We start from the raw sequence: 22,990 nt of genomic DNA on the forward strand, positions 1-22,990 counted from the left end.
CACCCGGGGTTGAACAAGGGGAAACACCCATATTCTGCTTTCTTGTGTGAATCATACGGCAACTTTCGCCCTGATTTCTCCGATCCAATGGCCGTCCCTAACCCTTTCCGGCCAAGACCGGCAATCCCCGTAATTTTTAAACAGGCCTACGCTCTATCATAAAACATGTGATGGTATAAAAAGTCAGGAAGAAAATTTTCTGAGGATTTCCCGTATATCGCCTGACCTTTCTTTCGGGACACGACGGATATCGATCCGGACGCCCAGTTCTTTGATCAAGGTGGAGAGTTGTCCGATATCTTCATTACTAAGAAATACGGATGGCGAGCAGCAGATGGCGCAGTTTTCACTGTGCACATTGCCGATGTTCAGAGACTCGAAACGAAACCCCAAGTTAAAAGATCGGAGGGCATCATGGATATTGCAGAACAGCACGATGGCTTTTTCGCCTTTTTCCCGTTGGAAGGGATGGATTTCGACGAAATCTGATATTGTATGGATGAAAAGATCTATACTTCTCGGCAAAGCCATACGGATGACTGTTTCCCTGAAGAAATCTCCGGCCAGGGTGTCATCAGCAATAATGATGCACGTCGCTTCTGTATATGGAATCCACGCCTCGAGGATTTGACCATGCACCAAGCGATTATCGACCCGCACCAGAGCTATGTCAAAAGACATCTTGCCATTTAACCCGATAACTTTTTGTTCAATACGTCACTCGCCGAATAGATGTTTTTCTTGCCGTACTCGCAGATAAAAGACGCATATTCTTTCAAGGCCATACCTTCCTTGACATCGGATAACTTAAGCATCATGGGCAAATTGACCCCGGTGACCACTTCGATTTTGCCCTCTTTCAAAAAGGACAGGGAAATATTGGAGGGCGTTCCGCCGAAAAGATCTGTTAGAATCAACACCCCCTGACCCTGATCCAGTTTTTTGATCGCCTGGTTCAATTCCTTGTTGATCTGCTCGACGCTTTTGGTTTGATCAACTGAAACGTGGAGGACATTTTTAAGCGTTCCTTTGATTATCTCTGCGGCATTGATGAGTTCGCGTCCGAGATTTCCATGTGTCGTTATCAGTACACCAATCATCCGATCCCCCTATTGCTGATAATGCCAGAGGTTACGCTAATGGATTGACCTCGAAATGTCAAGGCGAATCGTTTCCGAGGCGTGTACCGAACGAGGGGCAGGGGACCATGTTCCGTTACCCACAGGAATATTGTTTTGTTCCGGCGGGAATTGCATTAAGATGGGTGGCATTATAATGTATGCGGTATTGCAAGGAAAGGATGAGCCATGAAACAAAAATGTCCCCACTGTGGCGGAGAGATGATCCGCTATAAAAACCCCCTTCCGACCGTGGACATCATCATTGAAATTCCCGAAAAGGGCATCGTCTTGATCAACAGAAAAAACCCGCCGTACGGGTGGGCCATCCCGGGCGGTTTCGTGGATTACGGCGAGTCACTGGAAGAGGCGGCCATGCGGGAGGCGCTGGAGGAAACAGGTCTTCGAGTCAAACTGAAACGACAAATGCACACCTATTCAGATCCCCTAAGGGATCCTCGACACCATACGATTACGACAGTCTTTATTGCGAGGGCAAACGGTGTTCCCGTGGCCGGGGATGACGCGCAAGAAGCAGGGGTTTTCAAAGAGCGTGATTTGCCCGCGACGATTGTATTCGACCATCGTGAGATTCTTCTTGATTACTTTAGACAGTCAACACCATGAGAGGAAGTGTCTGACCGGGTTGATATGCCGGTGATGAAGGGGGCTGTCATCTCCTGTTCGTCCGGGGGACAGCATGATTTTCCCCCTGTTCCGCTTTCATTCAACCCCCGTGGGTCATTGATGACGGGAAGTTTTTCCCCGATTCGAATGCGCATCGTCGTTATCCCTGTTCGGCGGTCTGTTTCCACATTTTTTCGGCCAAACCGGAATAGCGGTTGAGCTTACGGGAAAGGGTGGCTGACAGAACCTCCTTTCGCGCACAGATGGTGAGAAACCGTTTCGTTCTGGTGATACCTGTGTAGAGCAGTTCTCGACTCAAAACGGGCAAATCGGAGTCGGGCAGAAAAAGAAACACGTCGTCGTACTCCGATCCCTGACTTTTGTGGACCGTCATGGCAAAGGCCGTTTCATGCTCCGGCAAGGTGAAAGGCGATACCCGACGTATCCTGCCGCCGCTTTCAAGAAAGAATACGGAAAATTGATTCTCATCACCCTGATGGGAGAGCATGATTCCCAGATCTCCATTGAATAACTGGCGGCCATAGTCGTTACGCGTGATCATGACGGCTTTCCCGGGATAATTTTTTCTCCCCGTTCGATACTGTCCGGATACATTCTTCACATACATCTCCATGAGATGATTTAAGTGCGTGGTACCAAAAAGACCGCCGTGAACAGCACACAAGACCCGGAAAGTTTCAAAAAAAGAAAATATATCTGATGCATCGGCCCCTTCGTTGACCATCTTCACATATTGATCCAGATACTTCCCGATTCTTTGGTTGACCACTTGCCTCAATTCATCGGGTTCCCGCAACTGGAGCCATTGGATGGCATCCGTTTCAGACGCGAGAAGATCAAAAAAAGATTCGGCTTTCCCTGAAATAACGCTTCTTTTGAGCTGCCCGAGTGCGCCGGCATCATCCATTCGGTAATTCGTTTTCAACTCGACCATGCAGTCGGGAAGAGGAGACGCATGGTGCGACACAGCCGGCAGAGCCCGCCCCCCTGCATATTTTTGGACGACATCGATAAAATTTTCACTAAAGCGGTCCGGATCCTCCGTCTGACAGATATCGTCGAGAACGGCCCCCGCCTCTACGGAAGAAAGCTGATGAGGATCGCCCAGGAGAATCAACCGGGCAGAGGGTGAAATGGCCTCAAGGAGGTGAGACATCATCGGCAGGTCGATCATGGAGGCTTCATCCACGATGACAATGTCGTACGGCAAGGGGTTGCCGGCGGAAAAAGCAAAACGGGTGCCCGCGGCGTTGCTTCCCAGGAGGCGATGAATCGTTGAAGCGTCCTCTGGAATTTGATTTTTGATGTTGTTCGAGCAGGGAAGGATGGCCTTGGCACGAACGATGGCATCCTGCAGTCGTATGGCGGCCTTTGCCGTCGGTGCCGCAAGAACCGCCTTGGAGCCGGTTGTCCCGCATATTTCCAGAATGAAAGCGAGAATCCGCGCCACAGCCGTGGTTTTCCCCGTTCCGGGGCTCCCTGAAATGAGGCAGAAATCATGGATCAGGGTGATCAGGGCGGCTATGACCTGCCTTTGCGGGTAGCCTTCCTGATCAAACGGTTCCGGAAAAATGCGGTTGATAAGATCACGGCATGCCTCCATCGATATATCCGCAAGCAAGGCCTGTCTCCTCGTGGCCAATTCGACCAGGCGCTCCGCCACGATTCTTTCATAGTTCCAGTATCGATAGGTGTACAGCCTGTTTGCCTCATCCAGAATCAGGGGCTTGAACTCTCCGGGTTTCCCCACAACGGGAGAACGTTTCAGGGTGGTCCCCCATGCTACCGCGTCGGGAGAAGACACCGGCGTCCGGCCGTCAGGAAGAAACACCTGATTCTCCACGGCATGAAGGTTCAGGCAGGTATGGCCGTTTATGATTGCCTCCGTGACGAGGAAGGCCGCAAGATGTAAATCCGGTGAATGAACGCCGTGCAAACGCATAACAAAGTCAGCGAAATGACGAGATATGGAACTGTAGGCTGGGTCCGTTGCCTGCGATTGTAAGACGGCCATATTTATTCCCCGTTAAATTATCGTTGAAAGGGAATGGGATTGGATTTTACGAGTGTCGCCGATGATAACACAAAAAAACGGCGGAACCTGTTTTATTTTGAGGGATGCTCCCGTCAATGAAGTTTTGTAGCGGATGATTGCATTCTCCTCACTTCGGAACATACCCTTTTGGCCCTGAACCTTTGCTGTGAAGCCGGGGCGGAATCATGGATGCGAGGCCGTCGAAAGACTTCAGCCGAGTTCGACGAAAGCATGGTGTTTGAGGCCGTCGTCCAGCAGGCGGATCTTCCCGTCAGGCTGCTCGACCCCGTCCAGCAAAACCCGTCGGGTGTTCCAAGTTTCATCGCCCGTTTTTTGAAACGCGATGTGGTAAAAGGTATCACGGTAGCGATAGGTGAGCTTGAACCCGGGCCATTCAGCGGGTAGAAGCGGGCTGAAGGAGAGGGCATCGATTTCCAGGTGAAGGCCGAGGAGGTCCTGGATCAGCAATTGATAGAGCCAGGCTGCGGAACCGGTGTACCAGCTCCAGCCGCCTTCGCCTTCATGTCCCGGGACTGTGTAGAGATCGGCGGCGAGGACATAGGGTTCCACTTTGTAGGTGCCGATATGTTCCGGCGTATCGCCATGGCGGACAGGATTGAGATATTGAAAGATTTCCCAGGCCGTCTTGCCCTTCCTGAGGGCGGCAAAGGCCATGGCGGTCCACACCGCGGCATGGGTGTACTGGCCGCCGTTTTCCCGTACCCCTGGGAGATACCCCTTGATGTAGCCCGGGTCCCAGGGCGCCTCATCGAAAGGCGGATCGAAGAGACGGATGAGGCGGTGTTCATGGTCAACCAGACGTTTCAGGACCGATTTCATCGCAGTGCGGGCGCGTTGGGGGTCGGTGGCGCCACCCAGCACGGCCCAGCTCTGTGGAATGGAGTCGATCTGGCACTCGGGATTCCGGGCGGAGCCAAGGGGGGTTCCGTCATCGAAAAAGGCGCGCAGATACCATTGGCCATCCCAGGCATGCAGGTCCAGCTGTGTCACAAGCTTTTTTGCTTCCTCCTCACAGGTAGCGGCAAAGGCCTTGTCCCCATACCGGGCAGCCAGAGGTGAGAATTCACGGAGGATCTTAAGCAGAAAGAAGCCCAGCCAGACACTTTCACCGCGTCCTTCTCGACCGATACGGTTCATTCCGTCATTCCAGTCACCGGACCCTATCAGTGGTAGTCCGTGGCTGCCGAAACGCAGGGCAAGTCGGATGGCGCGCGCCGCATGTTCATAAAGCGAAGCGGTCTCTTCGGTCACACGGGGTTCGTCGTAAACAGATTCCTCGTTTTCCCCTGGAGGCCGGGCGTCGAGAAAGGGACGGGTTTCGTCTAGTATGACTGTGTCGCCGGTGACTGCGACGTAACGACACAGGACCAGAGGGAGCCACAGCAGATCGTCAGAAATGCGGGTACGCACGCCTCGGCCTGTAGGCGGATGCCACCAGTGCTGTACGTCCCCTTCCTGAAACTGACGGGAGGCGCTGAGCAACAGGTGATCGCGGGTCAGCCACGGGCACTCGTAGAGGAAAGCCAGGGAATCCTGCAACTGATCCCGGAAACCGTAGGCGCCGCCGGACTGGTAAAACCCGGAGCGACCCCAGAAGCGCGAGGAAAGGGTCTGGTATAGCAGCCAGTGGTTGACGAGGACATTCACGGAAGCATCCGGTGTTTCGACGTGGATGCCGCCGAGTTGGTGTTGCCAAGAAGCCCACACCTTCTCCAGAGCCTGGCGGGCGCCGTTCGTACCGCCCTGATGGCGGAGCCAGGCACGGGCCTCGTCCTCAGTTCCTGATGACCCCAGACAGAATACGACCTCGATCTGCTCACCGGGTGCTATTTCAAACCAGGTCTGTATAGCGGCGCAGGGATCCATTCCGGCACCGACACGGTTTGAAAGGCGTTGGCGTCGAAGCGCGGCGGGTTCGGCAAGGGACCCGTTCCGGCCGATGAACTCCGTTCGATCCGCCGTCAGGGCGCGTTCCTGGCTGCTGCAATGAAAAAATGCGAGGCGGTCGGTAAAATCGACATTGAAAGCATTCCGGGCGAAAATGGCCCCACTTTGCGTATCGAGGTAAGTGACCACATGCATTGCGTTGAGGTCCCGTTGTTCTCCCAGCACCCATTCACAATATCCGGTGATGGACACGTGCCGGAGACGCCCGGTGTTGTTGCGTATCGTGATGGTCGTGAACTTCAAGGGGGCATCGGTGGCGACATAGACGGTCGTTTCAGAGAAGAGTCCCGAATAAGCCTGCTCGAAGACGGTGTAGCCATGTCCGTGACGGCAGATGCAGGGGGCCTTGGCAAATACGGGGGCAGGCATGGGGGACCAGAAATGGCCCGTTTCCTCATCCCGGATGTAAAACGTTTCACCACCCGGATTCTCGACAGGGTCGTTATGCCACGGCGTCAGCCGGAACTGGTGGGCATTTTCGCTCCAGGTCGAGGCGCTGCCGGACTCGCTGACGACGCTGCCGAAGAAGGGGTTGGCAAGGACGTTGACCCAGGGGGCGGGAGTGCTCTCACCGGCATTCAACTGAATGACGTATTCGCGGCCGTCACGGGTGAAGCCTCCGAGGCCATTGAAAAATGTCAATTCCCTCATGGGGAGGGGAGGCGTAAGGCCCGCCTTCTCGTTTTGGCGCTTGGGCTCCAGTGCTGGAATATCCACCTCGGGGACGACGCGGCGTTCTATTTGGTCTTCCAGGGCACCGTACCTGTCGCTGAACACCAGTCGGGCAACAGCCTGGAAAAGAGTCCGGTCATCTTCAGCCACCTGGTCGATGTTGCGCAGAAAAATGCCGCCCGGCTGGTCAAGGAGCTTGCCTTCCGTACCGGCCTGCACCAGACCGATGATGGCGTCAAGCAGATCCTGACGGTACCCTGAAAAGGCCTCGGACAGGATAACCAGGTCCGTTTCAAGCCCCTTCTGTCGCCAATAGCCATGGGCCTGCACCAGGCTGCGGACGAGATCCAGGTTGGCGATATCCGTAATGGAGAGCAGGACGATGGGACGGTCGCCGGAAATACCGTAGCTCCAGAGGGCCGCCTGGTTCTTCCTGTTGGCTGCGATGGTACCGGCGCGACCACGACGGTGAGGACCGGCGAAGAACAGCGAGCCGGCCAATTGACCGTACCGTTGAGCGTCCGCCTCGCTGATGCGTAACTGATGCAGGAGCACCTGGCTGCGTGTCCAGGACAGTGAGAACACGCGCTCGCTCATGTTTGGGTCGAGACAGCGGTCCACATAGATTTCGGCTGCATTCCGTGTGGGGGCAACTCCGAGGAAGGCGTTGACCCGAACTGAGTGTCCTGGCTCGATACGGACACGATAACGAACAGCCGCAACAGGATCGAGGACAAACCCTGCCTTGTTGGGGAGGGGACCGGGTTGATCCAGGGCGGTCGGATTGCGTGTCGAACGGTTTCTACCGATGAACGCCGCGCGGTCGGTTTCGTAGGAAGGCCCTCGCAGGACGAGACCTCCTTCCACGCCAAGAAAATGAAACATCCACGGGGGCTGTTCATCCGCTGACGAGGGACGACGGGTGAACAGGAGGGCGCCCTTGCCGGGAAGGGGCATCGCGGTGACAAAGAGCTTGTGGAACGCGGGGTGCGCCGCTTCGGCACGTCCGGCAAGCAGCACGGGTTCACTGTAACTGGTGATTTCGATCGTCCGCGGACGGCGGGAGAGATTGGTCAGGGTGAGCTGTCGCAGTTCCACGTCATCTTCAGGGCAGACCGCTACCTGGAGATGGCTCTGGAACTGGTGGGCCACGGATTGGAACTGCGCGCCCCCTTGGGAAAACACGGATTCATAGCGATCAAAATCGTGGTCCAGGGGCCGGGCTGTGGGCGACCAGACCTTCCCGGTGCTTACTTCTTGCAGATAGAAGTAGAAACCGTGGATGTTCTGGGCGGAGTCCTCGCGCCAACGGGTCAGGTCAAGCCCCTGCCATCGGCTGACTCCACTTCCCCCGTTGGTAATCATGACATGGTAGCGACCGTTAGACAGGAGATGCACTTCCGGAACGGGAGTCTCCGGGGTGTCAAATGAGCGAGAGATCGATTCAAGGACTTCAGGAGCGTGGAAATCAACGGTCTCCGCTACAGCAGTCATTGGATGCATTCGTGGACGCGCAAGAGGGATGCGTTCCTGCAGGAGCAGGGTGGCGGATTTCAGCTGCGGATCGGCCATGAAGCGGCGCTGCATCGGTTGGTCGTGGAGAAAGTGGTCGAACGCCAACAGGCTCATCCCGTTGTGATGCGCCATCCAGGAGTACACGACGGAGAAGGGCTCATCGGCGCGTACGCGGGCGGGTGTGTAGTCCACGGCCTCGTACAGACCGAAACGACCGTGCATCCCGTCACCGACTAGACGCTGGAGGTTACGCACTGCCTCTACCGGTTGGACCATCAAGGCCATGGCGCTGGCATAAGGCGCGATGACCAAGTCATCGGCCAGGCCGCGTTTCATGCCGAGCATGGGGACACCGAAAGCCCGGTACTGGTAAACTTGGCTGGAGTCCAACTGGTTGTACCCCGATTCGGAAATGCCCCAGGGGGTGCCTGTCTGTCGGCCGTAGCGAATCTGACGCTTTACCGCACCTTTGCAGGTCGCATCCAGGAGGGTGTCCTCGTAAACCGGCATTACGAGCATCGGCATCAGGTACTCAAACATGGAGCCGCTCCAGGAAGCCAGTACGGGAGGGTCCTCCCCAGGGGCAAGGCGCCTTCCGAGATGAAACCAATGCTCCAGGGACAATTGCCCTCGGGCCACGCCGACATAGCTTCCGAGACGGCTTTCCGATGCCATCAGGTCATAGAAGCCTGGATCCAGGGTGTGGGCTTCGAGGTTGTAACCGATGGAGAGCTGATGACGGTCGGCATCGTAAAGGAAATCCAGATCATGCTCGCTGAACTCGGTGCACCGTGCCGCGGCGGCATTGAGGTCTGAAATACGCTGTGAGGCCCGTGCACTGACGAGGGTCAGCCACTCGATCCAGCGGCGGGATAAATCCTCGTCCGATTCTTGTAACAGGCGCGGTTCCCAGCGCTGAACCAGGGTGGCCAGAGAGTCCATGGTAGCGCCATATCCGGTTTCCCGCAGCAATTCCTCCCAAAGCGAGGCATCGAGACCGGCGTGCTCCTTCGCCAGGAAGTGGGGAGGCGTCGTGCCGGTCCATGGGTTGAAGTAGCGGATCTCCCCGGCAAAGTCGGCGCACTGCCTCTGGAGCGCTTCGCACCAGAAGGCAAGCGATTCATCCGCCTCCAGGGCGTCGGCCAAATTTTTGGCCTGACCCGCGAAGGTCTCCAGTTCCCGCAGAATACCGTGCATCGATGATGAGACGGCGCGGAGCGACTTGGTTCGTTTCGTGATCCGGGCGGACGCCGCCTTCAACTTATCTGAAGGAATCAGGCATTCCGGACGCCGCCGGGCCGATTCGATTGTCTGCATCAGGATGCCGGCCGTGTCCTCAAGTCCCTCCTGCCACCGTGCAGGCAGGAGAGGGCTGTGTGCCATTTCCTGCAAACCCTGGTTGACCACAATCAGCATTGCCGCGAAATTTCCGCTGTCCACCGAGGAAATGTAAAGCGGATGCAGCGGTTTCAGATTGCTGGTGTCGTACCAGTTGTAGAAATGCCCTCGATACCGTTCCATCCGTTCAAGCGTGTCCAGGGTGCGGGTCATGCGAAACAGGAAGCGTCCCGGCGAGAGATAGCCGAAATCACAGGCGGCCAGGTCGCTGGCCATGCCCATTCCGATGTTGGTTGGCGAAGTCCGCTGCGCGAGCGCCGGCAACGGGCTTTCCTGGAAATTGTCGGGTGGGAGCCAGTGGGTGCCCTCTTCCACAAAGTGATCGAAGTAAGCCCAGGTATGTCGGGCCAGTCGGCGAATGAATGTGATCTGAGCGGCATTCAACGGTGGATGGGGCTTTGCAGGGGCGCGGCTGACGAACCATGCTATGGCAGGGGACATGAACCACAATCCCGTCAGCGCGAGGAGCAGGGCGTTGGCTGGCATGACCCCTGTCAACATGGGCGTTGCACCAGCCACCGCAAGGACCGGGGCCGCCCACATTTCACGGACGATACCCCCGAAGGAAGTCCGCGCCGTTCGTTCACTGTGACTGACCGTCTTCCATTCAAGGAGTCGCCGCCGTACCCGCAGGCGCCAGAACACCCGGGCAATGGCGTCCAGGTTCACCCAGGCCTGATAGGGAACGAGGGCCAGCTCCAGAAGTTCAACGCCCCATTGACGCCCTTCTCGCGTCGCAAGGGCCCGCAGGTGAACGAAAAGGGGGACCTCTTTTCCCTTTAACAGAAACCCCCGCAGCGTTTGCAGACCCTGCGGAAAGAAGTAGATTCCCAGGAGGATGGCAATACGTTGTGTCGCGCCCGTTGTCCAGGCATGACCTGTCGAAAGGAGTGCCAGAAGAAGGGCGGCCGGAACCAGGCTGCGCCGCAGGTTATCGAAAATCATCCACCTGGCCAGTCCGTTCAGGGGATTGCGCGCCCGGCGACCGTGAGGTCCCGGAATTCGAGAAAACAGCCACCCCGCGATCTGCCAGTCCCCCCGAACCCAGCGATGACGTCGGTGGCCATCCACAGTAACCCTCGAGGGTTCGCTTTCGATCAACTCCACGTTGCTGATAAACCCGCAACGGGCGTGGCATCCCTCGATCAGGTCATGACTCAGGATGAGGTTATCGGGGAAACGTCCACCCGTGGCCGCGTGGAAGGTGCGTATGTCATAAATGCCTTTACCGACAAACTGACCCAATCCAAAAAGATCCGGGTAGACGCTGGCGATTTCCTGCGTGTAGGGATTGATGCCCGTTTCACCGGAGCGGATCCGGGCAAAGATCGATCGGTGCGCTGAAGTCAGGCTGACAGAAATACGGGGCTGGAGGATCGCGTAACCGCGGGTCACCAGGCGGCGGACCGGATCGAGGTGGGGACGATTCAGCAGATGCGCCATCGTACCCGCCAACCGACGGGCCGAGCCCGGAGGCAGTTCGGTATCCGTGTCCAGTGTAATGGCGTAGCGCACGGAACGAAGCACTTCGGGATCACCCTCGACGGTGGAAAAAGCTTCTGTGCGCCCCTCGACCACCAGACGGTTGAAATCCTCGAGCTTCCCGCGTTTGCGCTCGTGGCCCATCCATTTCCCTTCTCCCGGGTTCCATCGGCGTGGACGATTCAGGAGGAAGAATATCTCCTCTCCTTTTTGCGCATGGCGTGCATTCAGTTTCCTGATGCCATGGACGGCCGCTTCGACCCATTCGGGGTCCATGGGAAGGTTTTCGCTGTCGGAGTCGGGGAAATCCGTCAGCAGGCCGAACAACAGGTTCGGGGATTTGTTGCCCAGATAGCGGATCTCGAGATCTTCCAGCAATCGGGCAGTCTCTGCCGGCGGAGCTAGCATGGTCGGTACCACCACGATGGTTCGATGTTCGGAGGGAATACCCTTGGAAAAATCGAGGCCCGGCAGGAAACGGGACGGAACGAAAAGCGTGGTGATCCAGTTGATCAAACCGAGGGCAGGCCGGGAAGTAACCAGGAGCGCAGCGATCACCCAGAGAGTGACGATCCAGCCGGGTCCGGCCCCGCGAAGACCGGCCACCGGAACGGCCGTCATTGCCAGTGTCATCATGACCGCCGAAGTCAGGTAAAAAACCAGGCTATGCTCTCCCAACCAGCGGATGAACCGACGGTACGGCGAAAGTTGGCGACCGATGCGGGTTTCCAATTCATAGAGGCCGGCATCCAATAGAAAGTAGCCTACATGGCTTTCGCGACGGTCCGCGTTGGCCTGGCGGCGCTCCGCCGCCAGAATCACCGCCGTTTCGGCCACGTCGGGCTCGGACTTGCGACTGTCGCGCGCGAGTTTTTCAACCCTCGTCCTATAACGGTTCCGTGAACGGAAGTCCATTTGAGGATAGACACCCGCTGGATCACGCAGAAGGATTGCCTCGATCGCGCTGGCCGCCTCGACGAAACCCTCCCAGTTGATGGCGCCTATCGTGCGCATGCTCGTGATGCAGTTGCTGGTGGTAACCAGATCGGCCGCCTGCGCCTGGTTTTCGCTCTGCTGGACACGCTCGATGCTCTGTCCGCCCTCAAAGAGTTCCTGTTCCAGCCAGTTGAGCGCCAGTCCGAGGGCGGGGTTTACGCCATCGATGTTCGTTACCAGCTCGGAAATAAAGGGCTGGGTCAGGGGAGGGGACGCACGCACGAAGTCGCCCAATGCCGTGACAAACATTCGGGGATTCGTTTCAACCACTTTCAGAAAGCGATTGGCCCAATGCAGCGCCGCATCACGCTGGCTTTGCCGCCACACGATCCGCTGGGCTACGAGGTGCAGTTTTTCGATCAGGGACAGGCGCAAGATGATCGGTACCGCCCACAGTTCACCCAGTGTCAGGGGGTGTCTTTCCTGGTAGGCGTTGATGAAGCGACTCAGGTTTTCGTGTCCCACCTGGCCGTCTGTGTGCCGAACCAGTTCCATAACGATATCGTAGACGCGGGGGCATCCACGTCGTGGGCCAGCGCTCAGGCGGGGCAGTCCCCGGCTGTAACCTGAGGACAGATGTGCCTGTGCCAATTCGATCTGTTCCTGGATCAGGTAGAAGTTATCCAGCAGCCATTCCGCCGCGGGCCCGATACGATGTCCCTGGCGAACGCTCTCGGCGATGATCTGATGACAGAGGCGGATACCCGTCTCCTTTTTCACCAGTTTCTGCAACAGCAGTTCTCCGCCCCGGCCGGATTCGTGTTCATGCTTGGATGCCAGGAACCGGGCATGATTCTCCAACTGGCTGACACCGAACAATTCGGAGCGCCGCGTCAATTCCTCCTGTCCCGGTGGTTCCGCGAAGACCGCCTCGTCCCGCCTCTTCCACATACGGGTCCACCACGACGTCCGGGGAGGGGATACTTCCCGCCGTTTGCGGGACGATTTTTTCGTCGCGACGGTTTTCTTTTTGAACTTCAATATCATATGTCTAACCTGATGTATCGGGGATCTCCTCATCTATGGTCACTTCAGGCGGCATCTGTGCCGACGGGGCCGTCCAGACAAACACCCGCGGGCTCTGCCCGTGATTCCTGACATACTTTTTTATACACCCAATCAAGTCCGGCACGTTGTGAAAGATCCCTCCATGGATGCGTTTCCGGGTTAGTTCACGAAAACATTGCTCAACCATGTTCAGCCAGACGCCGGACGGCGGGATGACAAACAGACGGAACCGTGGATGTCGTTTAAGCCAGGCCGTGACTCCGGAATGTCTGTGAGTACCCTCATTATCGACAATCATCTGAAGATCGAGGGCCGCAGGAATCTCGTCGTCTATTTTTTTGAGGAAACGTATGAATTCCTTGTGCCGGTGGCGGAGGAGACAGTCCCCGATGACCGTTCTTTCGAGGCTGCTGAGGGACGAAAAAAGGCCTGTTGTACCATTACGTTTTCCGTCCTGTCTGAGGGTGCCGCAAGGCCCCGTTTCCATGGGTAAAGCGGACCCTGTTCTGTCGAGGGCGTGGATGTGCGTCTTCTCGTCAACGCAGAAAACAAGCGATTTATCCGGGGGGTTGAGATAGAGCCCAACGACGTCGTACGGTTCTTCCGGGAACCGTTTGTCCCGGTTTTCCTCGCAGGCATGGATCAAGCCGGGTTTCAAGTCGTGCCGCTTCCAGATACGCCGTACCGTGGCCTGACTTATCCCCTGGGCTTCGGCCATGCTGCGCGCGCTCCAGCGGCTTGCATTGGGGGGCGTTGCATGCAGGGTGGCATCAACAACCGCCTGGACTTTTTCAAGAGGAATGCTGGGGATACGGCCTGGACGGGGTGCATCCTTTTCCAGTCCCGCCAGGCGCAAGGCAAGAAAGCGTTCCCTCCAAAGTTGGACGGTAGGTCTCGATACGCCCAACTCTTGGGCTATTTCCCGATTCTGGATTCCGTCTGCAGCCATACAAATAATCCGTGCGCGTTGAACAAGACGCAACGGGTAATTCTTCTCCTCCGTCCACGAGTTCAGCAGGGTGCGCTCGGCAGGGGACAATATAATCGGGGTTGCCCTTTTCATCAACGATTGTATACCGTGCCTCCCGTTATAAGTCAACTTATTTATGACACATTGGGACGGCAATTCACAGGTTTGCGTCAAGCAGGATTCATGGGAAAGGCGCCCGTCGTTGCTTGTCAGGTTTTCTGTCGTTCCTTCTCAAATCGAACAAGGGCATTGTCGGCAATGCACAGATGGGCGAAGAGGGCAGGGTGTTCCAGATGAGGCGGAACCTTGATCGAATGATCTCTCTCCTGTTTTTTCGGGTCTCGTTTATTCCGGCCAACGCGCCACAAAAAACTCGTAGGCGTAGTAGTCCGAATACGTTCGGTGCATTTCAGGTTCTTGCGCAAGCTGGTCAAGCACGGCCAGCGCTTCGTCGTCGTGCTTGTATTTGCCGCGCAGCGCCTCGATGCGAGTCTCCATCGGTGTATAGAAATCATCCCACCAGGCCTCGTCCGGCAGGGTGAAGTGGCTGATGAGGGAAAAGCCGCTATTTTCGATTGCCGCCAGGACATCCGGAACCCGGCCCATAGCCGGGTAGTCCAGGTCAAAGCCCGCTTTGACCTCTGGGGGCGGGTTCTCCTTACGCCAGACGGCGTCGGTGAAGGCGAGGTAGCCGCCGGGCCGCAGCAGCATGCGGCAGACACGCAGGGCGTTCTCAATACCGATATTGTAGAGCGCTCCCTCGGACCAGACGAGGTCCAAGCTCGCGGGCCGCAGCCCGGGGTTGGCCATGTCACCCACCGTAGGCTGAATCCGCTCGGCGAACCCTCGCACAGCAACCGTCGCGCGCAGTCGCTCGATGCTCGCAGCATGACTGTCCAGGGCCACGATGGACCCTGATGTAAGCTCGGCGAGCTGGATGGTCTGTCCACCGACGCCGCAGCCCAGATCGAGCACCACCGGAGCGGGCGGCAGATCGCGACAGAAGGCAAGGGCCCTTGCGACGCAGGCGCGGTTGCCTGGTCCCTGCCTGGGGAGCGACTCGTAGAGCTCGAAAAAGATCGGCCAGAAGCGCCGCGAGGGCTCGTTCATCTCATGCCCCATTACCCGTATCCTGCTGATCGAACACGAGCAATCGCTTTGCAAGTTCCAACGCGTCCACGGGCCAGAAACACTCGGGCCGGGGACGGAGCACATTTGGTCGTCCAGCTTCCGGGCGACAATTGAGCAGGGAGTCGACCCATTGGCCGGGAACGGCCTTCCGGCCGTGCACGGCACCCAGCAGGGCGCCACAGATGGCGGCGTTGGTGTCCGTGTCTCCGCCGCGCATGACGGTGTCCACCACGGCTTCCTCCAGATTCGGAGCATGCAGGAGCTGCCACAGGGCGTTGCGGAATGCCGTCAGCACCCACCCCTGCTGGTGGACATAGTCGGCGGGAGGAGATTCGGCGGCCCCTCGGACCGCTTCCCGGAGGGTTCCATCCACCTTCATGTCTTCCGTCCAGGTCACGATCTGCCCGTACAGATCTCGGCCATCGCACCCCTGGCGGATGGCATGGGCAATGGCCATCGTGAACAATGCGTTGGCTTCCCGGCAGACCGGATGGGGATGGGTGATCGCCGCGTCCTGCCGCGCCCACTCGGCTACATACGCCAAATCATGGTTGGCTCCGAAGATGCCCAGCGGGCTGATACGCATCATCGCGCCGTTGGCCTGGCTGTCCGGATTGGGACGACCCCGCAGGCCGCCGGCGACGGTCACACCGCAATCGACGGGACCGGAGTCCAGCCAAAAGATGTAGTTTTTTCTGGCTTCCTCGGGATCGTACCTTCCCTGATCCGCCAGCATGCGGGCCAGCGCAAGCGCCATCTCGGAATCGTCGGTCGGTTGCCCGGCAATCGTGTTCCAGGTGCCCCCGTCGGCAAGTTTGCGGACGCCCTGGGGATATTCCCGTCGAATCTGTTCTGGGGTCTGAAATTCGACCAGGCTTCCCAACGCATCACCGGCGAGCTGTCCGAGGAGACAGCCTTGGGTACGATCCAACATCTCTGCTTGGCGCAACGAACTAGTCATCCGGCCCCCGGTGGGTGGTGGCGTCATCATCGACCCAATCCTCCTCAGTGTAGGACATGCCCTTTCGACCCGGAACCTTGCGCGCAGGCCCGGGGCGGTAAAAGGGGCAGCTTTTCGGGCCGTAGCAAAAGGTTTCAAACCGGTACTGTTTCTTTGACGGATTCCAGTGATCGATGATCATTTCCACCGGCATCCGGCAGCCCCAGATACAGCTCGTACATTTGGCGTCGTAGGTCCTGGCGTCCAGACGGCGATGTCCCCGGCTGCGGTAGGTTTCCAGGTCAGGCGGCACGCCATGAAATGGTGGACCGGCAGGAGTTTCACCCTCGGCATTCCTGACGACCTTGATCCCGCTGGTCTTGTAGAGCGCCGCCGTCTCCTTGCGCGGGTCTTCGACCGGCACGGAGCAGCCGCTCAGTTCCATGCCTGTATGGAACCGGTGCTTTTCGTACGCAGCCTTACCGACCGCAATCAAGAATTTCCCGGCCTCGCCGCCGCAGGTCCCGTCGATGCAAAGCACATACCCCAGGTAGCTGTGGGACCGCTCATCGAAAGACCGCAAAAGCCTGATGCGGGGCTGGACGGCCACGACACGGCCCGACCAGGATATTTTCTCCGAGCTTTTCTTTGCGTTGGGCATCAGTCTTCTCCCCATCCATCGAGTTTGCACCGCTATTCGAACTGAACCAGCCCTGATAAGCCGAGGTCTTCGAGTATCTGCTTGAGATCGGCTTCGAAGGTTCTTTCGAGCTGCCGGTCGATGGTTACTGAAAAATCAATACCGATTTTCAGGTCCGTGCCACTCCGCAGCTTGGGCAGAATCCTGGTCCCAAGGCGGTTCCAGATTTCGGGCGGGACATCTCCATGAATCCGAAATACCTTTGTGCCAAGGTTTGGTGCAGGTTCCGGCTCCGATCCAGGTCCGGGCCCGGGCGGCGGCACCGGCGCCGGTGTCGACACCAGTTCTGGACTGCTAGGTGGAACAGGTTCTGGTGGGGCCTTCAATTCAATCGCCTTGGCCTTCAGAAGAAGGAAGACACCGGATTCAAAGGTGACGTCCGCTGGATCGGTAAACTCGCTGAAGAGCACGCGTTCATAGCTGCCGTCAGGTCTCAGGCCCGAGGCTAAGCCAAAATCACCCCTTGAAACGAACTCGACGATTTTGCTTCTGAGGAGTGTGTCCGGATCAAGAAGACGTGTCAATGATCCATTCAGAAAGCTTTGCCTGAGGCTTGAAAGCGGCCAAGCGCCCGATTCCCTCAGTGCCGGGGGCCAGTTCCGTTCAATGTAGCCGGCCCCTACGGATTCATTAAGCAGCGCCTGAGATTTCAGCGCCGTGATGATACGCCCGCAAAGCGTTTCACTGCCGCTTGAATGCCCGGCCCCCAGGTCGATGGTCTTAAGACCATCAGGCTCCCGCTGGTCAGCGATGACGACAAATCGATATCCGCCCCAGACCTCGTCCTTGGCGGCCTCTTCAGCATCAGATAACTTGCCGCGAAGTTCGGCCCGATCATCGCGGTCAAAGTCCCCGCCGAGCGTTCCTTCTGCGACCTCCCTGGCCACGCGCTTCCAGGCGAGCCACAACTCCACCTTTTCCCTGAAATCGCGCCCGGGCTTTCTTATGCACCACACAAGCGATCCCGGGTAGAGCCTCGGTGACTTTCCTCGCTGCCTGGTCCATTCCGATATCTGCAATCGCAGCGGGCCGTTGCCCGTCCATTCGGACTCCGGCTCGACCACAACGAGTGTGAGCTTCGGCGTGTCCTGTACGGAAGTCCCATCTACCGGAAAGAACGCAATGGGAAGGCTGATCCCTCGCTCAAACTCTTTCTGAACCAGACCCCTCATCGTCGGCCTGATTTCTGTTTCTTCGTCCAGTGAAGCCCGGCGGTCGCTCACCACCTTCTTCATGGTCGCCTGGTGGCTGATTTTAAAACCGTCCGAACCGACACGCCGGATAAAGTATGACTTGTCTTCGAGAGAAAAGGCGGCCGTGTCCACAGATGTCGTATCGACTTCCGGCTCCCCAAGGGCGAACCTCAGCTCCGGCAGGTGTGCCACCTTGTCAATCTGTCCGCCTGAGGACTCAAACAGTATAGTTGTTGCTACGCGTCGGTGAATGTTCCGTAATGCGCCCTTTGTATCCACATCCAGCGATCTGGCGTGAGACTGTGCTCCGGAAATGTCAGAATCGATAGCAGCCACAAGCCGGGATTCGCCAAGCTGTCCGAGCACAACGCTCCGAAACTCCGGGACTTCCAAAGGCGCTGACCCAAGGGTAATCAGCGGCTCTCGCCGGGCTTCAGTGAACCCTGTGCGATATGCCCAGGATATCCATTGTGCAAGCATGGCGAGGGTCCCGCGGGTCTGCTGATACTGCGAAAGGGCCAGCCACTTGCGCTGAAAGACAGAAAGGGTCGCCGGATGGAACGGATAGCAGACTTCAAAACGACCGCGCAGGTATTCCCGGGCCTTGGTTTCTGTGGTGGCGCTGTCCACTGCCGTCCATTCCGGCGGAAGCTGGGCGCGACGCTCGAAGCACCAGTCTGCATATCTTTTGCAAATAGCTTTACGAACCCGTTCGCTGCCGATGTCCTCAAAAAGCCTCCGGCGCACCACTTCGCTGATCTCGGCTTCATCATTCGCGATGAGGTCTTTCGCCACCCGGCGAACGACCTTCGTGATCTTTTCCTGCCACTGCATATCCCAGTCGGTCATCTCGACTTGGCTGCGCGGCAGGCTGATCACCGCCGCGCCCTGTGTGACGCCGGTGGTGGCCACAGTCAGGTTCTGAATGAAGGCATGGAACTGATCCGCCATTCCGCGATGGCGGTTTAGAAAGTTCAGAACCTCGTCGAAAAGAAGAAGCACCGGTCCGCCCGCCGCCTTAAAAACACGGGCAAGTGCCTCAGTCCCCGGCGGTGTCGTTTTGGCCGCGTCACCAAGTTCCTTGACACCTTCATTCCCGGCAAGCTGCGATGCCACATCGATCCAGGGCGTTTCCCGTCCCTCCCGGGGGTCCCAGGCATTGCCTACAAACGCGGCGACACGCGTCGCCGGCACGGTTTTGATGCCGGCTCCCGCAAGCAGTTCTCCGACGCCTGGGTATTCCGCCGCTTGCTCCCCATGGGTTGCCAGGTGATAAAGCGCCGCGAGTGTGTGGGTTTTACCGCCGCCGAATTGGGTGATCAAGGTCATGACCGGTGCGGTGTTCACCGTCTCGCCGGAGAGCCGACGCAGCACCATGCCGGCGTGTTCACGCAACGCCCTTGTGAAGCAGGTGCGCGCAAAGAATTTATCCGGTTCCCGGTAATCTTCCGGAGCCGTCCCGGCGATGACCTGCTCGAGGTGGATGGCGAATTCATCCGGGTTGAACGAGCGGCCCTGTCGGACTTCCTTGCGCGGTGTTGCGATTTTATACCAAGGTTCCATCAGAAAACCTCCTTCTCATCTCGGTGCCGCCAGGAGCATGGCGTCCAGTAATCGTTTCTCCTCACTCCCCGACGGGTAGAGCGCGGACAGGGCGTTGGCGAGGCGCAGGAAGTCCGGACCGCGATCCTGCTCGGATTTAATGAGCATCCGCAAAGCATTGGCCTGCCCACCGGCCTGGAGCAGCATTGCGGCATGAACCCGGTCGAGGGTTGTGGCCGAAGCATCGATCCGCCCTGGGTCGTCAATGATTATTTTCCTGCCCCGGCCTTTTGGTTTTTGCTGCCTTTGGGCTGCCATCTCCTCCAGTCCGGGAAGTATCATCTGAGTGCTGTGGTTGGGGGCAAACAGATCTTCCACGACAGATTCCATGCCTGCTGAGCCAAAAAGCTGCTTTGCCCGTTCTGAAACCGCCATGAGCCGGACCACGCCTTTTTTCGTCTCGATGACACGGCCTTCCCACTTGGGAAGATCGATGCCCAAAGGCTGCGCAAAACGACGGACCACGTCGAAGACCAGGCTGTAGCCTTTAGTCTTACCCTTCGTGGTTTCTTCTTCATCGTCACCTATATCACCAGCCTCGTCTTCTTCATCCGCACTTTTGCCTTTTACCTTTTTTACTTCCCCATTCCCATTTGTCGATTGCAGCGTCCAGAGGAAAAGCGCCGTCAAGCGCGCATCCTCTTCCAGAACACCGGCCATACCGTTTCGAGCCCGAGCTTCTGCTGTGCCGAGAATTTGTTCGAGGGCCGTTCGCCCTACAACCTCCCAGACCTTTTCCAGGTATTCGGCGAGCTTGACTTCACTGCCGTCGGCAGTCTCAACCTTCCGGTACCGGCTGAATATCTCCAATGCAGGACCTATGCAGGCGAAGACGAGATCCGCTCCGCGAATGTTCTCCCCCTGGAGCCGTTCCATCCAGTCGCCTACGCGTTTGGGAAGCTCACGGAGCACGTCGCCCCAATCGCCCACTGGTGCGTCGTCGGGACGCGGGCGGCAAACAAGGTGAACACTGGTCGCGAGAGCGGCGGAGTTCTGGGATCGAAGTCTGCCAGGGCGCTCTGTGGCAATGGGCCATGAACCTGTGATTGTCCACCCGCCACGTATCATGCCGGTGAGTAGCGCCTCCCAGCCCTCGGTTGTCTTGTGGGCGAAGACCACGGAGCCCACACCATCCCCATGTAGCACTCGGCGACCTTCGGAAAATGCCTTGGCCATCGTTTCCTCGAACCATGCGCGGTCTTTGGGCTGGCCGTTCACCCGCTTCGTCTCGTCTTGGACGGCTTCACGTATTTTGGAAGCGAGCGGATTGGCCGGATCGAAGGGATCACGGAGGAGTGGGTGGCCCGATAGCGCGCGCTTCAACCAGACAAGGAAATAATCTGAGAGGTCGGCATAGGGGACTGCATCATAGTAAGGTGGATCGGTGAACCATACCTGCGCTGCCTCGTCAGGTAAGGGATGCTGTGTTGCATCTGCGGATTGCAGTTGGCCAGCATTCGAGCCCGGCCATGCCTCAATAACGCGCGCGGTCCAATCGATTGCACCATCAAGATTACCAGATGAGTCAGACCACGGCACAGCTTCCGCAAAGTCCCAAACAATAGGCAGTGCCTGGCGTCCGAAGGTATGAGCCACAAATTCTCCGGCCTCAGCCCAGATGACACCTGAGCTTCCGTAGTCTGCGCATCGGCCGACGACCATAGCCATCGTCGAGCGGATTGCATCGTCTCTTGTTTGGGGTCGGTCGTATGCTGCACGCGCAACGGTCCTCAGCGCCATCTTCTGTCTTGCAGTGAAGAGGTTGCCCCACTGGAGCATGCCATAGCGCTGAACGCTGAATGCACGACCCGCACCAGAGCCGCCACCGGCAGGGGTCGGCTCATCCGGCACGGGGCAAAGCCCTTTTTTCCCCCCATTTTCCCATTCGTCCAGAATCGACGTGAGTCGTTTCTCTGCCTTCCCGACGGCCTCGTAATCACGCGCTGTGGGAAGCCGATAGTTCCGCCCCTGAATACCCGGATACAGCGTGACAACGGCAAGCATCCGAGCGCCACCGATACGCTTACCGTTGGTGTCAAATACCACGTCAGCCCCGCCCCGCTGTTCGGAAAGCTGGGCGCGGACTCTTTCCGGCGGCAACACCATATTGCAGCAAGGGCATGTGGCCTTGGCTCGGGTAACCGTTCCTCCACGTACATCCTTATCTGTTTTCGGATCGAAGATATCGAACTCAACGTGTGGAGGCCCGGCTTCCGGCCGCACAACCTTCAACTTAAGTGCTCGTTTCCGGCTCGCTTTCTTGCAAAGCCAGAACGACCGCATGAGCGGAATCTCAGCTCCGCAGTTTGGGGACTCGCATTTGACCGTTCTCGCCCAAAGATAAGCGATCGGATCAGCATCATCAGGATCGCGGGGGTAGAACTCGGCCAATTCCTTCTCGGCCTGTTTCTTGATTTCTCCTCCGACCCGTCGCAGTTCCTCGGCAAGCTCCGGGCCATGGCGCGGGATATCCTCCAGCATGACCTTGAGAATGAGACAGGCCACTGGATTGAGGTCGCTGGCAAAGGCTTCGCACCCAAGCCGCAAAGCCTCCAGGGGAATCGACCCGCCCCCGGCGAACGGGTCCACCACCAGCGGTGTATCCTCGGGGTGGGCCGCCTTGACCAGCGCGCGGGCCGTGGTCAGAAAATGATTGTTCGCCGAGTTTGTCCAATCGGCAAAATCTCCGATGAACGCGAGAAGCGCTTTGCGCAGACCCTCGTCGGACTTCACCTGTTCGTTCAAGCGAGGGGTGTTCCAGCCCGGCATGTGGAGCAGGGATTCCTTCGCACTCGCTTTGAACCCCCCGGGGCAAAGCGGGTCGCAGGGATCGGGCAGCAAAAGCGCCATGAGCATCGCCCGGCAAGCCGCAAGCGGCCGGCGCGCCCACCAGAGGTGAAGCGTCGAAGGATGACCATGGCGGATGGACTTTTCCCGTGCCGAGTGCTTCGAAACCACGGCAATGGGGAAATCCACTTCAGCCAGGCGTTTACATTCTTTGGGGATCATGCGACAACCTCTTTTATGACCCGCCGAAGGCAGGCAATTGCCCGCCCAAGGCTATCTGCCCGTCTGGCGGCGATCTCCGGCCGCCAATAGTTCTGGACATATTCGATCATTCTTGAAGCGTAGGCAGGCCCTACCGGCCTCCCGCTGCCTTGCCGCGGCGCCATGTCCTTTCGGATCGCCTCTTTTCGGGAACGGCGCGCAAGATTGACCATTTCCCTTTTAGGGTCGACAAGCCCCTCGGGATCTTTGGGGATGATAGCGCGGCTTATACCAAGAAAAGAGGCCAGTGTTTCCGAGTCCGCCATCAGCCATGATTCCACCTCCCGCACGGCCACACGAAAACAGAGATATGGAGAGGGATCGGGCACCCACCGCTTACAGAACAGAGGCGCGCATTCCTTATCATTGTCAAGATCGACCACCACCAGCCAGGGCCACACTTTAGCCGCATTGTTGAATCCTTGAATTTTTTGATGAAGAAAGGCCTTGCCGTTTTCCCCGTAAATCGTTCCCGGAAAGCCGCCCGCCCCGATGATCAGCTTCTGCGCCACTGCTTTATCAATAATTCCCTCCACCGCCGCGTCAATGATCAAGACTCCGTCCAT

General features: G+C 57.8%; 12 protein-coding genes. 1 reads left to right on the top strand and 11 read right to left on the bottom strand.

The window, feature by feature from the left end; all coding sequences use genetic code 11:
* Positions 1–183: 183 nt before the first annotated feature.
* Both GX147_01845 and GX147_01850 read right to left on the bottom strand, forming a co-directional pair.
* A complete protein-coding gene (locus GX147_01845; protein NLN59451.1) occupies positions 184–681 on the bottom strand; it encodes a PTS sugar transporter subunit IIB in 498 nt (165 codons plus the stop codon).
* Between the two features lie 8 nt (positions 682–689).
* Positions 690–1,100 (bottom strand): PTS sugar transporter subunit IIA, encoded by a 411-nt coding sequence (locus GX147_01850; GenBank protein ID NLN59452.1) that lies wholly within the window; start codon positions 1,098–1,100, stop codon positions 690–692.
* Positions 1,101–1,340: 240 nt separating this feature from the next.
* On the opposite strand from GX147_01850, the gene GX147_01855 reads away from it, so the two are divergent.
* Positions 1,341–1,745: an NUDIX hydrolase gene (locus GX147_01855; protein ID NLN59453.1), complete on the top strand. Its 405-nt coding sequence runs from the start codon at positions 1,341–1,343 to the stop codon at positions 1,743–1,745.
* 160 nt (positions 1,746–1,905) lie between these two features.
* Here the strand turns inward: GX147_01855 and recD are convergent, their stop codons facing one another.
* The 9 genes from recD to GX147_01900 all read right to left on the bottom strand — a co-directional run bounded on the left by recD (position 1,906) and on the right by GX147_01900 (position 22,990).
* The gene (gene recD, locus GX147_01860; protein NLN59454.1) at positions 1,906–3,780 is read right to left on the bottom strand and encodes an exodeoxyribonuclease V subunit alpha; all 1,875 of its coding nucleotides are present in this window, start codon (positions 3,778–3,780) and stop codon (positions 1,906–1,908) included.
* A 231-nt stretch (positions 3,781–4,011) separates the two neighbouring features.
* On the bottom strand, positions 4,012–12,819 hold the full coding sequence (locus GX147_01865; GenBank protein NLN59455.1) for a cyclic beta 1-2 glucan synthetase: 8,808 nt from the start codon (positions 12,817–12,819) through the stop codon (positions 4,012–4,014).
* Positions 12,820–12,823: 4 nt separating this feature from the next.
* Entirely contained in the window at positions 12,824–13,906 is a 1,083-nt protein-coding gene (locus GX147_01870; protein NLN59456.1) for an IS630 family transposase, read from the bottom strand.
* A gap of 249 nt (positions 13,907–14,155) precedes the next feature.
* Positions 14,156–14,920, bottom strand: coding sequence for a class I SAM-dependent methyltransferase (locus GX147_01875; GenBank protein NLN59457.1), 765 nt, complete (start codon positions 14,918–14,920; stop codon positions 14,156–14,158).
* A 1-nt stretch (position 14,921) separates the two neighbouring features.
* Positions 14,922–15,902: an ADP-ribosylglycohydrolase family protein gene (locus GX147_01880; GenBank protein NLN59458.1), complete on the bottom strand. Its 981-nt coding sequence runs from the start codon at positions 15,900–15,902 to the stop codon at positions 14,922–14,924.
* The gene (locus tag GX147_01885) at positions 15,895–16,542 is read right to left on the bottom strand and encodes a hypothetical protein (protein ID NLN59459.1); all 648 of its coding nucleotides are present in this window, start codon (positions 16,540–16,542) and stop codon (positions 15,895–15,897) included. Before GX147_01885 ends, GX147_01880 begins: the two co-directional genes overlap by 8 nt.
* 32 nt (positions 16,543–16,574) lie before the next feature.
* The gene (locus GX147_01890; protein ID NLN59460.1) at positions 16,575–19,337 is read right to left on the bottom strand and encodes an ATP-binding protein; all 2,763 of its coding nucleotides are present in this window, start codon (positions 19,335–19,337) and stop codon (positions 16,575–16,577) included.
* A 15-nt stretch (positions 19,338–19,352) separates the two neighbouring features.
* Positions 19,353–22,385 carry a DUF1156 domain-containing protein gene (locus GX147_01895; GenBank protein NLN59461.1) on the bottom strand — a complete coding sequence of 1,011 codons (3,033 nt, stop codon included), beginning with the start codon at positions 22,383–22,385 and terminating at the stop codon, positions 19,353–19,355.
* Complete coding sequence (locus tag GX147_01900) at positions 22,382–22,990, bottom strand: hypothetical protein (protein NLN59462.1); 609 nt, start codon at positions 22,988–22,990, stop codon at positions 22,382–22,384. Before GX147_01900 ends, GX147_01895 begins: the two co-directional genes overlap by 4 nt.

It is taken from the genome of Deltaproteobacteria bacterium, assembly GCA_012522415.1.
Taxonomy (GTDB): Bacteria; Desulfobacterota; Syntrophia; order Syntrophales; family JAAYKM01; genus JAAYKM01.